Origin of the sequence: Amycolatopsis mongoliensis (assembly GCF_030285665.1) — a bacterium.
Classification (GTDB): domain Bacteria; phylum Actinomycetota; class Actinomycetes; order Mycobacteriales; family Pseudonocardiaceae; genus Amycolatopsis; species Amycolatopsis mongoliensis.
The window spans coordinates 8,419,064-8,430,476 of the sequence record NZ_CP127295.1 but is presented as its reverse complement, the minus strand read 5'-3'; the positions used below and the strand labels follow the sequence as shown (position 1 = coordinate 8,430,476).

At 72.8% G+C, this 11,413-nt stretch carries 11 protein-coding genes; 6 read left to right on the top strand and 5 right to left on the bottom strand.

Annotated features, from left to right (window positions below):
- The first annotated feature begins 1 nt into the window (after position 1).
- From QRX60_RS40405 to QRX60_RS40390, 4 genes are all read left to right on the top strand, one after another.
- Positions 2 to 346: a type VII secretion target gene (locus tag QRX60_RS40405; RefSeq protein WP_285996734.1), complete on the top strand. Its 345-nt coding sequence runs from the start codon at positions 2 to 4 to the stop codon at positions 344 to 346.
- Positions 343 to 888 carry a YbaB/EbfC family nucleoid-associated protein gene (locus QRX60_RS40400; protein ID WP_285996733.1) on the top strand — a complete coding sequence of 182 codons (546 nt, stop codon included), beginning with the start codon at positions 343 to 345 and terminating at the stop codon, positions 886 to 888. The genes QRX60_RS40405 and QRX60_RS40400 overlap by 4 nt, the downstream gene beginning before the upstream one ends.
- A gap of 113 nt (positions 889 to 1,001) precedes the next feature.
- Positions 1,002 to 1,538, top strand: a complete 537-nt coding sequence (locus QRX60_RS40395) for a GNAT family N-acetyltransferase (RefSeq protein WP_285996732.1) — start codon at positions 1,002 to 1,004, stop codon at positions 1,536 to 1,538.
- Between the two features lie 47 nt (positions 1,539 to 1,585).
- Positions 1,586 to 1,861: a hypothetical protein gene (locus QRX60_RS40390; RefSeq protein WP_408630172.1), complete on the top strand. Its 276-nt coding sequence runs from the start codon at positions 1,586 to 1,588 to the stop codon at positions 1,859 to 1,861.
- On the opposite strand, the gene QRX60_RS40385 is transcribed toward QRX60_RS40390, so the two are convergent.
- Both QRX60_RS40385 and QRX60_RS40380 read right to left on the bottom strand, forming a co-directional pair.
- Positions 1,819 to 3,039 carry an SGNH/GDSL hydrolase family protein gene (locus QRX60_RS40385; RefSeq protein WP_285996731.1) on the bottom strand — a complete coding sequence of 407 codons (1,221 nt, stop codon included), beginning with the start codon at positions 3,037 to 3,039 and terminating at the stop codon, positions 1,819 to 1,821. The genes QRX60_RS40390 and QRX60_RS40385 overlap by 43 nt on opposite strands.
- A 389-nt stretch (positions 3,040 to 3,428) precedes the next feature.
- Positions 3,429 to 3,695 (bottom strand): hypothetical protein, encoded by a 267-nt coding sequence (locus tag QRX60_RS40380; protein ID WP_285996730.1) that lies wholly within the window; start codon positions 3,693 to 3,695, stop codon positions 3,429 to 3,431.
- 238 nt (positions 3,696 to 3,933) lie between these two features.
- Here QRX60_RS40380 and QRX60_RS40375 point away from each other — a divergent pair, with 238 nt between their 5' ends.
- Positions 3,934 to 6,285, top strand: coding sequence for an alpha-L-fucosidase (locus QRX60_RS40375; RefSeq protein ID WP_285996729.1), 2,352 nt, complete (start codon positions 3,934 to 3,936; stop codon positions 6,283 to 6,285).
- Between the two features lie 11 nt (positions 6,286 to 6,296).
- Here QRX60_RS40375 and QRX60_RS40370 read toward each other — a convergent pair whose 3' ends face one another.
- The 3 genes from QRX60_RS40370 to QRX60_RS40360 all read right to left on the bottom strand — a co-directional run bounded on the left by QRX60_RS40370 (position 6,297) and on the right by QRX60_RS40360 (position 10,405).
- A complete protein-coding gene (locus tag QRX60_RS40370) occupies positions 6,297 to 7,481 on the bottom strand; it encodes a 4-hydroxybenzoate 3-monooxygenase (protein WP_285996728.1) in 1,185 nt (394 codons plus the stop codon).
- A gap of 49 nt (positions 7,482 to 7,530) precedes the next feature.
- The gene (locus tag QRX60_RS40365; protein WP_285996727.1) at positions 7,531 to 8,982 is read right to left on the bottom strand and encodes an ArnT family glycosyltransferase; all 1,452 of its coding nucleotides are present in this window, start codon (positions 8,980 to 8,982) and stop codon (positions 7,531 to 7,533) included.
- Between the two features lie 124 nt (positions 8,983 to 9,106).
- Positions 9,107 to 10,405, bottom strand: coding sequence for a type III PLP-dependent enzyme domain-containing protein (locus QRX60_RS40360; RefSeq protein ID WP_285996726.1), 1,299 nt, complete (start codon positions 10,403 to 10,405; stop codon positions 9,107 to 9,109).
- 82 nt (positions 10,406 to 10,487) lie between these two features.
- Between QRX60_RS40360 and QRX60_RS40355 the strand changes: the two genes are divergently transcribed.
- On the top strand, positions 10,488 to 11,363 hold the full coding sequence (locus QRX60_RS40355; RefSeq protein WP_285996725.1) for a LysR family transcriptional regulator: 876 nt from the start codon (positions 10,488 to 10,490) through the stop codon (positions 11,361 to 11,363).
- The last annotated feature ends 50 nt before the right edge of the window (positions 11,364 to 11,413 follow it).

Here is an 11,413-nt window from a genome sequence, read left to right as displayed (position 1 = left end):
CATGACGGCCGGCGGCTTCGAGGTCGAGCCGGACGACCTGGTCGCGCACGCGAGTCACGTCGAGAGCCTGGTGGACCGGCTCACCACGGCGGCTTCCGCGGCGGACACGGCGATGTCGGACCACGCCTACGGGCTGCTTTGCGCGTTCCTCCCGCCGATCATCCGGCCCACGGGTGAGCAGGCGAAGGAGGCGCTGACCGCGTCGACCGAGGGGGTGCGCGGGCTCGCCGACAACGTCAAGACCGCCGCCCAGTCCTACCGCGACGGTGAAGAGGGCAACGCCCAGCCGTTCGAACGGCAGCTGAGTGCCGCACCGCGCACGGCGGAAGCGGGGGTCCGGGCATGACGGGCCCGAACGGCCTGGGGGACCTGATCCGGGACCCCGACGAGGCGATCCGCCGGATGGACGACTGGGCGGCCGGGTTCGCGGCGAAGGCGCAGCGCTACCAGGCTGCGCAGGAGCAGACCGAACGGCTGCGGCTGACCGCGAGCAGCGGGGACGGCGCGGTCAGCGTCACGGTCGGCGCCGACGGCACGGTCACCGACCTGACGTTCAGCAACAAGGTCAAGTCCTTCCCCCTGGACGAGCTGTCCCGGACGATCCTGACGACGATGCGCCGGGCCCAGTCCGGCATCGCCGAGCGGGTGGCCGGGGTGATGACCGAGCAGCTCGGCGACGAGGACCGCGAGACCCGCACGGCGCTGCTCGACACGCTGCGCGGCCGGTTCCCCGACCCGGACGAGCCGGACGACGCGCCGCCGCCCGCGGAACCGGGCCCGGTTCCGCCGTCCCCGGCAGGCGGTGCCGCGGTTCCGCCGGCCCCGCAGGCTTCGCCGCCGCCGCGGCGGCGTACGGACCCGGACGAGGACGACAACAACCCGTGGTGACCCGGCCCGCGGCCGGCAGGCAGCCCGCACGCTGAGCACCCTGCTGGTCGCGGCCGAGGCCCGGCCGGGCGACGGCGCTCGACAGACGGCGCCCGGGGGTCGACACTGAGCCGATGACCGGCCTGATCACCGGAAGCCGTGTCCGCCTGCGCCCCGCCGCAGCCGCGGACGCCGCCCGGTTCGAGGAGATCCTGTCGCACCCGGACGTCGCCCGGTGGTGGGCGGACGCCGAGGAACCGGTGGCCGCCCAGGTGTCCTACCTGCTGGACCCCGACGAGGACACCACGACCTACGCCATCGAGCACGAGGATGTCGTCGTGGGCATCGAGCTGGCCTTCGAGGAGGCCGACCCGCAGTACCGGCACGCGGGCATCGACATCGCGGTCCACCCGGACTGGCAGGGCCGCGGTCTCGGGTCGGACGCGATCCGGACGCTGGCCGAGCACCTGTTCACCGTGCGTGGCCACCACCGGCTGGTGATCGATCCCGCCGCGGACAACAAGTCCGCGATCCAGCTGTACCAGTCACTCGGCTTCCAGCCGGTCGGCACGATGCGCTCCTACGAGCGCGGTCCGGACGGCAGCTGGCACGACGGGCTGCTGATGGACCTGCTGGCCGAAGACCTCGTCCCGGTGCTCGCCGGCTCCTGAGCGCGTCGGCCACGGGCGAAGCGGCCCGGCAGCTGCGGCGGGTCGCCGTGGCGAGCGCGATCGGGCCGCAGCCGGCGTTGTTCGCGGAGCTGTTCGAGCCGCGGTACCGCTACAGCGGCGCGTCGTTCTCCTACGCCGTCGGCGCGGTGCTGGGCGGCGGGTTCGCGCCGCTGATCGCGACGGCGTTGCAGACCTCCACGGGGACTTCGCTTTCGGTTTCGCTCTACCTCGTCGCCGTGGCGCTGGTGAGCCTGGTAGCGGTGCTGTTCATCCCGCGGGATCAGAGCCGGTCGAGCCGGACCACGGCGGCCATCCGCTCGTAACCCGCGTCGCCCGGGTGGAGGTGGTCGCCCGAGTCGTACGCGGGGAGCATCCGGAGCGGGTCGGCCGGGTCGCGGACGGCGGCGTCGAAGTCGATCACGCCGTCGAAGACGCCGCTGGTGCGGATGAACGTGTTCACCGCCGTGCGGGTCGCCTCCAGGGTTTCGTCGTAGACGCGCCAGCCCTTGAACGGCGTGAGCGTGCCGCCGAGGACGCGGATGCCGCGGGCGTGCGCCTGCGTCACCAGCTGGCGGTAGGCCGAGGTGATCGCGTTCGGGTCGGTCTGGTGCGGGTCCTGCTGGATGTCGTTGATGCCTTCCAGCACGATCAGCGTCCGCACGCCGCCGACGCTCAGCACGTCGCGGTCGAAGCGGGACAACGCGTTCTGGCCGGCGCCCGACCCGGGCACGTCGAGCAGCAGCCGGTTGGCGCTGATGCCCGCGTTGAGCACGCCGAACCGGCCGTGCAGCCGGTCGGCGAGGTAGTCCGGCCAGCGGTGGTTGGCCCCGGCGACCGAGCCGACGCCGTCGGTGATCGAATCGCCGAGGGTGACGATCGATGCCTCGGCGCCGCCCTGGACGTCGACGCCGGAGACGTAGTGCCACACCGACGTCTGCTCGGTGTAGGGCGCGCCCGACTCGTTGCCGGCGAAGTCGCCCGCGCGGGTGAAGTACGACGTCTGCGAGGCGGCCGGGTGGTAGGTGACGGGCCCGGACTTCGTGGGCACGTAGGTCGTGACGAGCAGGTTGGCGTCGGCCGGCACCCGCAGGCCCACCGGGTCGCTCAGGGCTTCGGCGCCCGCCGGGACGACGACGCTCGGCGCGCCGCCGAAGGTCAGCGACCGCAGCGTGCCGGGCACCGCGTCCGGGCCGGTGCTCTGCACCGCGACGGTGACGTGCCCGAAGGTCAGGGGAGACGCGCCGAAGGCGTTCGACAGGTGGACGCGGGCCCGGCCGCCGCCGGCACTGGTGTGCACGACGTTGCGGATCGAGTAGCCCGGGTAGCCGTCCGGGGTGTTGGCCACGGCGGACGCGGGCGAGGTGGCCCACGTGCCGACCCAGCCGCCGACGGCGTGCTCGGCGACCGCCGGGAGAGCGCTTTCGGGGTTCGCGCTGCCGGACGTCGTGAGGATGCCGAACCCCGCCAGAAGTGCCGCGCTCAGAGCCAAAAAGCGTCGCATGCACTCACAGTGGCGTGGCTGCTCCGGGCCAGGGACCGCTGATCAGGTGACCGAAGCGGACAAGATCCCGGACAGTGGGGAGCGGGCCCGTCCGGGATTCTGGGGATGCCGGACGGGCCCGCGCGAGGTGGCCGTTGCCGCGACGGCCGCTCGCCGGAGTGCCCGGTCCCGATCGGGCGGAGGCTGGCCCGGATCGTTGCATCGTGGCGACCCCGGAGGGCGTGTGCGAGACGCCCTCACCCAAAGCACGGTCCCCGGCCCGGGGTGGTTCAGCCCGTTCACGAGGTTTCTCGCCCCGCCGCAGCGAGGGAAACGCGGAAAGCCGTGAATGGCACATCGAGGGACTTCAAGTCCCTCGATGTGCCATTCACGGCTTTCGAGCGGGAGGCTCAGGCTGCGGCGGGGAAACCGCCGCCGAGCGCGCGGTGCCCGGCGTCGGTGAGTTCAGCCGGGGCCCAGTGGTCACGCAGCGGCGTGCCGATCGCGCGGATCAGCCCGGCGCGGGCGAGGTCGTGGGCGGTGTTCTGGTCGCAGCACGGCAACCCGTCCACGCGGAGGTCGGGTTCACAGCTGCAGCGGAGCTCGGCGCGTCCTTCGCCGACCGCCTTGAGCATGGCGATCGCGCGACGGCTCAGCGCGTTCGGGTAGGTGGACATCGTCTGGCCTTTCGACGCGGCTGGTGGTGGCGGCGAGTTGCTGCAGCTCGTTACCCAGAACAACGGGTCGGACGCGAGCCCGGTTCACTTCGATCGCTCCGGTTGGCCTCTTGACAGCGGAAGGCACAACGAGCAGGGTCATTCATCGGATGAATCAGCTCCGCCAACGACAGCTCGACCCAACTGGGGCCGAACTCTGCCGTCATTCCGCCGTAGTCATCCGATCCCTGGAGGTTCAGTGACGACCTTCCCTCGCCGTCAAGCCCTCGGCATCGCCCTGGGTGGCGCCGTGGCGCTCAGCGTGGCCGGCCGGACACCCGCCGGTGCGGCCGGGCCCGTGGACGCCGCCCCGGACGGCCCCGGTACCCCGATCGTCCCGCCCCCGCCGCCCGTCCCGGTCGCGCTCGACGCCTGGTTCTCGAACGACGGCATCGACAGCGCGTCGGCCACCGGCGGCGACTTCGACGGCTCCGGCTACACCTTCCCGGCCGAGCACCTGCCCGCCGGGCAGACCGCCACCGTCGGCGGCGTCCCGTTCAAGCTCGGCTCCGCGGCCGCCGGCGCCAAGAACAACATCGCCGCCACCGGCCAGACGATCGACCTGCCGAAGGGGCGGTACTTCGTCGCCTACTTCCTGGTCGCCGCCAGCTACGGCGCCACCGGCGGCGCCGCCACCGTGCACTACGCCGACGGCACCACGAGCACCGGTTCCCTCTCCGGTCCCGACTGGTACACCGGCACCGGCGCCCTGGTTTCGCCGTTCCGCTACGCGCCCGGCGGTGTCGTCGACAGCAACCCCGTTTCCCTGGCCACCGGCCAGGTCTGGGTCGACCCGGCCCGCGACGCCGTCGCGCTGACCCTGCCCACCACGGCCACGCCGGCGCCGAACGTCTCCAGCCTGCACGTCTTCGCGCTCACCCTGCAGCCGGTGGCCGCCGGCCGTTCGGCGCTGATCCTCGACGGCCGCTCGACGGCCAACCTGCTGACCGACGGCGGCCCGCAGGCGGCCGAGGCGACCGTCGTGAACGCGGGAACGGTGTGGCTCGGGGCCGGTGACAAGGTCAGCGTCACCGTCGACGTCCCCGGTGGCCGGACGACCGTGCCGGCGACCATCCGCGCGCTGGCGCCGGGGGAGCAGGCGACGGTCCGGCTCGGGCTCGCGCCGAACGCGTCCGTGCCGCCCGGAACCACCACGAACGGCCAGGTCCGCGTCACGGCCGGGCGGGGCACCCTCGCCACCCAGCAGGTCCCGATCACCCTCGGCGTCCCGGACTTCCGGCCGACCGACGCCTCGCTGTCGACGCACCGTGCGCCGTATTGGTTCACCGACAGCAAGTTCGGCATCTTCATCCACTGGGGCGTGTACGCCGTGCCCGCGTGGGCGCCGGTCGGGCAGCAGTACGCGGAGTGGTACTGGCAGAACCAGCAGGACCCGAACGGCGCGACCTACGCCTACCACAAGGAGAAGTACGGCGAGGACTTCGCCTACGACGACTTCATCCCGATGTTCACCGCGGCGAAGTTCGACCCGCGCACCTGGCTGAAGCTCATCGCGGACGCGGGCGCCGAGTACTACGTCCTGACGTCGAAGCACCACGACGGCTTCGCGTTGTGGGACACCGAGGTCAGCGACCGCAACTCCGTGAAGCTCGGCCCGAAGCGCAACATCATCGCCGAGCTGTTCGCGGCGTCCCGGAAGTACACCCCGCAGCTGCGCAACGGCCTGTACTTCTCGCTGCCGGAGTGGTTCAACCCGGACAACCCGTGGATGGGCCACGCGCCGCGCAACCCGTACACCGGCGCGCCACTGCCCTACACCGGGTACACCGCCGGGAAGGACTTCGTCCGCGACTACCAGGCGCCGCAGGTCCTCGAGCTGATCTCGGAGTTCGACCCGGACGTGCTGTGGTTCGACATCGGCGGCGTCAACGACAGCCGGACCGTGCTCACCGAGTACTTCAACCACGCGAAGAACCGCAAGCGGCCCAAGGACGTCACCTACAACGACCGCGGCGGCATCCCCGACCACGACTTCACGACGCCGGAGTACACGACGTACCCGAACACCGTGGTGGCGAAGTGGGAGGCGAGCCGCGGCCTCGACCCGTTCTCCTACGGCTACAACCGCGCGACCCCCGACGACCGGTACATGACGGCGGAGGAGGTCGTCCGGACGCTCGTCGACATCGTGTCGAAGAACGGCAACTTCCTGCTCGACATCGGCCCGGACTTCGACGGCACCATCCCGGACGTCATGCAGAAGCACCTGCGCGACGCGGGCGCGTGGCTGAAGGTCAACGGCGAGGCGATCTACGGCACGACGTACTGGTCGCGGATGGCTCAGCTCGGCGACCTGCGGTTCACGGTCAAGCAGAACGAGGCCTTCTACGTGCACTCACTGGTGGCACCGGGCAGCAGGCTGGTGGTCGACGCGCCGGTCCCGATCCGCGCCGGGGACCGGGTGAGCCTGCTCGGGTACCGCGGGAACCTGCACTGGACGGTGGAGAACGGCTCGCTGGTCGTCGACGTCCCGGCCGCGGCCCGGCAGGCGGGCCGCTTCGCCTGGGTGTTCAAGATCGCCTGGAGTTGAGCTGTGTCCTCTTAAAGATCGGCGTTCTTGCCGATGTACAGCTCCGCGAACGCCGCCGCGGCCGCGGGCGAACCCAGCAGGCGGCGCATCCGGGCTTCCGCGATGCGCGCCGCGAACGGGTTCTCGCCCGCGGCCGCGGTGTTGTGGAAGATGTCCGACAGCCACAGCGAAAACTCCTGGTACTGCCACACCAGCGGCAGGCACGCGGCGGAGTACCCGGCCAGCCGCGTGGGATCGCCCGCGTAGTGCGCTTGGTAGGCCTCGGCGAGCAGGAACGCGTCGTGCAGGGCGAGGTTCATGCCCTTCGCCGCGATCGGCGCGACGAGGTGCGCCGACTCGCCCGCCAGGTGCAGCCGGCCGTGGGACATCGGCTCCACGACGTAGTTGTGCATGTCGAGGATCCGCTTCTCGATCAGCTTGCCCTCGATGATCGGGCCGTCCGGCACCGCCAGCCGGGCCTGCAGCTCCGTCCAGACGCGCTCGTCGGGCCAGTCCGCCTCGGTTTCGCCCGCCGCGGTCTGCAGGTAGAACCGCGTCACCGTCGGCGTGCGGGCCATGTGCGCGCCGAACCCGCGCGGGTGGATGCCGAACAGCACCCCGTCGGCGGACGGCGGTGCCTCCGCGAGCAGGGCCAGCCGGCCGATTCCGTAGTCGTGGCGGGACTTCACGGTGGATTCCGGTGGCAGGTAGCCCTGAGAGACGCCGCGCGCGCCGTCGCAGCCGGCGATGAAGTCGCAGTCGACCCGGTGCTCGCCGTCGGCGGTCCGGAACGTGACGGCGGGCGTCTCCGACGTCAGGCCGTGCAGCCGGACGTCGGAGACCTCGAAGACCGCTTCGCCACCCGCGCCGGTGTACTGCGCGACCAGGTCGGTGACCAGGAGCTGTTGCGGGTACACGAAATGCCGTTGTCCGGTGACGTCGCCGTAGCGGAAGGCGTGCCGCCGCCCGGCGAACCGGAACTCGAACTTCTCGTGCCGCGGCGCCTTCGCGACGAGCTGCTCGCCGAGCCCGCGCTGGTCGAGCCCGTGGACGGCCCATTCCTCGATGAACCCGGCCCGCGGCCGCTGCTCGATGAACGCCCGGCTTTCCTGCTCCAGCAGCACACAGCCGATCCCCGCACGCTGCAGGAGGTTCGCCACCGTGAGTCCGGCCGGGCCCGCCCCCACCACGGCCACCGCCGTGCGCCTCGCCACCATGCGCCCGAGGGTAGCGCGAACCGGGCAAACCGCTCAGTAGCTGTTCCTGTCAGTAGAACCGGCGCAGGACCGGCCACGCCGTCGACCACGGCTCGGTCAATGTGCACAGCGAGAGCGCGACGCCTTCTTCGTCGTCGTCGACGCCTTCGGCGTTGTGGTGCTTGGCCACCACGCGGCACCCGGTGATCAGCCGCGAGGCGGGCGAGCCGCGGTCGATGCCGCCGACCAGCAGCACCGGGCCGACCAGGCGGTCCGGCGGCGGGCCCCAGTCGGCGTAGGACATGTGCGGCGAGTACGGCTGCGGCAGGCCGCGCGCGGGTCCGTAGTGCTCGATCGCGCCGGCTTCGCCGTAGTTCCCGGTGACGATCACCGCGGTGTCCCGCTCGGTGGCCGGGATCCGCGCCCACGCCCCGGCGACCGTGTCGGCGAACTCCGGCCAGCCGACCTGCTCGCCGGGTTCCTTGTTGACCGCCAGAAGCGGGCCGTCGAGGGCCGAGGCCGGGACCACCGGGAGACCGGTGAGGACGGACACGGCCACGCACACCGCGGCCACCACGCCGGTCAGCACCCGCCGCGTGGTCCCGGCGCGGGCCAGCCACCGCAGCGCCGGCTCCGCGCCGAGCGCCACCAGCGGCAGCAGCAACGGCACGGAGTAGTACGGCTTTCCGCCCACGATCAGGAGCTCGACGCAGACCACCGGGTAGGCGATCGCCAGCGCGCGGGCCCACCGGAGAGCCGGGTCGTGCCACGGCCGCACGAGCCCGGCGATCCACACGGGCACCAGCACGGGGGAGAGCAACACCAGCTGCATCGGCACGAACAGCACGCGGTTCTCGCCGCCGTCGTCCTCGCTGATCCCGCCGGCCACGGTGAGCATCGGCCAGCCGTGCGACGCCTGCCAGACCACGACCGGCGCGGCGAGCACGGCGGCGATCCCGATCCCGGCCGCGAGCCACCACGTCCGCAGCACCCGGCGCGGCCCGGCGATGGCCACACCGACACCGAGCCCGGACAGCAGGAGCAGGACGAGCCACTTGTTCGCCATGCCGAGCCCGGCGGCGGCACCGACGGCGAGCCACCACCGGCCGTCACCGGTGCGCAGGAGCTTCAGGCCGAACAACGCGATCAGCGACCACAGCAGCACGTCCGCCGAGTTGGTGGCCAGCATGTGCGACACGGCCAGGACGTACGCCGAGAGCGCCGTCGCGAGCGCGGTGAACAGCTGCGCGCCGCGGCCGCCGCCGAACTCGCGGGCCATCAGCGCGACGACCACCACCGTCGCCATGCCGAGCAGGGTCGCGGCGACGCGCAGGCCGGTCGGCGTTTCGCCGAACACGGCCGTGGACGCGCGCGCGAGCCACGGCGTGATCGGCGGGTTGTCGACGTAGCCCCAGTCGGGCCGCCGGCCCGCCGCGACGAAGTACAGCTCGTCGCGGTGGAAGCCGTAGCGGCCGGACAGCGCGGTCAGGATCACCGCCTGTGCGGCGACGACGATGCCCACGCCCGTCGCGGCGAACCGCGGCAGCGGTGCCGACCGGGCCTCTGGCCCGGACCCCTGAAAAGCTCGCGTTCGACCGGCCCCCATGGCAGTCTCCCCTCGGCGTGCCCGGATCGTACGCCGGTGATCATGCTTCCGGGAGCGCTCCGACGTGTTCGCCGCCGGCGTCCGCCACGAGCTCGGCCAGGGTCTGCGCCCGGCGGATCGGCGTGAACCGGACGTCGCCGCGCTCGGAGACGGTGAACCCGTGCACGGCCGGGCGCGGCAGCGTGTTGTAGGCGTAGTGCGCGCCGAAGTAGTAGGCGCCGGTGTCGTGCGCGACGACGAGGTCGCCCGGCTCCAGCAGCGGCAGCGGCCGTTCGCGGGCGAGGAGGTCGCCGGCGAAGCAGAGCGGCCCGGCGACGTCCTGGGGCACCGCCGGCCCGGTCTTCGGCTTGCCCGCGGCGTCGAGCGCGGTCAGCCGCAGCGGCCAGTGCTCCGGCTCGAGCACCGTGCGGGCCGCGACCTGCGCACCCGCGTGCGTCACGGCGATGTGGCGGCCGCCCGCGACCTTGGTGTACTCGACGGCGCTGACGAGGAAGCCGTTCTTCGCCAGCAGGGACCGGCCGAACTCGGTGACGAAGGCGTAGCGCCCGTCGGCGAGGGCCGGGACGCGGGCGAGCAGCGTCGCGACGTAGTCGGCGTGCGTCGGGCCCGGGTCCTCGGAGGCGAAGTTCACCGGCAGGCCGCCGCCGAGGTCGAGGCTGGTGACCTGCTGGTACCCGGCCGCGGCGTTGATCTCCTCGGCCAGCTCGTGCACCGCGGCGACGCCGTCGGCCATCAGCTCCGGCGGGCAGCCCTGCGAGCCGACGTGGACGTGCAGCCGGGTGAGCCACGGCCGTCGTGCGAAGGCTTCGGTGATGAGGGCGCGGTTGTCCTGCAAGGGAATGCCGAACTTCGACGCCGCGGTGGCGGTGCTCGTGTCACCGATCCGGCCTGCGCCGACCTGGGGGTTGATCCGCAGGCCGAGCACCGAGCGCGGGTGCTGCCCGACGAGTTCGTCGAGGCGGGCGAGCTCCTGGAAGTTGTCGGCGTTGACCGCCGTGCCCTCGGCCACGGCGTGCGCGAGCTCGGCCGTGGTCTTGGCGGGGGAGTCGAGCACGAGCCGCCGGCCGCGGACGCCGGCGGCTTCGGCGACGGCCGTCTCGCCCGGGCTCGCGACCTCGACGTCGACCCCGAGGTCGGCGAGGTACCGCAGGACGGGTGCCAGGCCGCACGCCTTGGCGGCGACGGTGTGCTGGACGCGCCCGAGCGGTGCGAACGCCTTGGTCAGGTCTTCGACGGCTTCGCGGATCCCGGCGAGGTCGACGAAGCCGGCCATCGGGTCGAGGAGGTCGTTCTCCGCCGCGGCGGCGAGGGCGTGGTGCTTGCGGTCGGTGCGGTTCACGTCCCCCAGTCTTGGTCCGCTTCGCGAGGGCGGTCCAAGACTTGATCCTTCTTGATCTATAGGCCCGTCCTATAGTTGCTGGGTGGACCTGCGCCGATGGCACTACTTCGCCGTGCTCGCCGAGGAGATGCACTTCACGCGCGCGGCCGCGCGGCTGTTCGTGTCGCAGCCGTCGCTGAGCCAGCAGATCCGGGCCTTCGAGGCGGAGCTGGGCGTGGCGCTGCTCGATCGTTCGGGCCCGCGCTTCGCGCTGACGGAGGCGGGGCGCGTCGCGGCGGCGGAGGCCCGGGAGCTGCTGGACCGCCTGGACCGGGCGCGCGGCGTGATCGCGGCCGCCGGCCGCGGCGACGCGGGCCGGCTCCGGATCGCGTACACGCGCTCGGCGCCCGGCCCGCTGGCCGGCGACCTGGTGGCGGCGTACCGCGCGCGGCACCCGGACGTCGAGCTGGCGTTGGAGACGGGCTGGACGAGCCTGAACCTGGCCCGCCTGGCGGCGGGCGAGATCGACGTGGGGTTCGTGCGGCCGCCGGTGGTGGCGCCGGGCATCGAGGTGGCGGTGGTGGGCTCGGAGGAGGTGCTGATCGCGGTGCCGTCCGGGCACGCGCTGGCCCGACGGCGCGGGCGGCTGCGCCGGGCGTGGATCGCGGCGGAGCCGGTGGTGTTCTGGCCACGGGAGAACGGCCCCGGCCAGTACGACGCGATCAGCGCGCAGGTCTGGCCGGCCGGGGTGCCGCGGATCGTCCGGGAGGAACCGGAGGACGAGCAGCTGATGCGCGCGGTCGCGGAGGGGGCGGGTATCGCGGCGGTCCCGGAGCACCGGGCGCGCGGGTTGAAGCGTCGTGGCGTGGTGCTGCGGCGGCTGGAGGAACCGGTGCCGCTGATCGATCTGGGGCTGGCCTGGCGGGCGGGGACGGTGGCGCCGGTGGTACGGGCGTTCGTGGACGGCGCTCGCGAGTAGGCAGAGCCTTCGGTGCTGCGCACCGAAGGCGGCCTTGGGTGCGTTGGACG

Bases quoted from the DNA above. Each gene is read 5' to 3' on its own strand.
- QRX60_RS40405 (WP_285996734.1), top strand. From the start codon at position 2: ATGACGGCCGGCGGCTTCGAGGTCGAGCCGGACGACCTGGTCGCGCAC.
- QRX60_RS40400 (WP_285996733.1), top strand. From the start codon at position 343: ATGACGGGCCCGAACGGCCTGGGGGACCTGATCCGGGACCCCGACGAG.
- QRX60_RS40395 (WP_285996732.1), top strand. From the start codon at position 1,002: ATGACCGGCCTGATCACCGGAAGCCGTGTCCGCCTGCGCCCCGCCGCA.
- QRX60_RS40385 (WP_285996731.1), bottom strand. From the start codon at position 3,039: ATGCGACGCTTTTTGGCTCTGAGCGCGGCACTTCTGGCGGGGTTCGGC.
- QRX60_RS40380 (WP_285996730.1), bottom strand. From the start codon at position 3,695: ATGTCCACCTACCCGAACGCGCTGAGCCGTCGCGCGATCGCCATGCTC.
- QRX60_RS40370 (WP_285996728.1), bottom strand. From the start codon at position 7,481: ATGGTGGCGAGGCGCACGGCGGTGGCCGTGGTGGGGGCGGGCCCGGCC.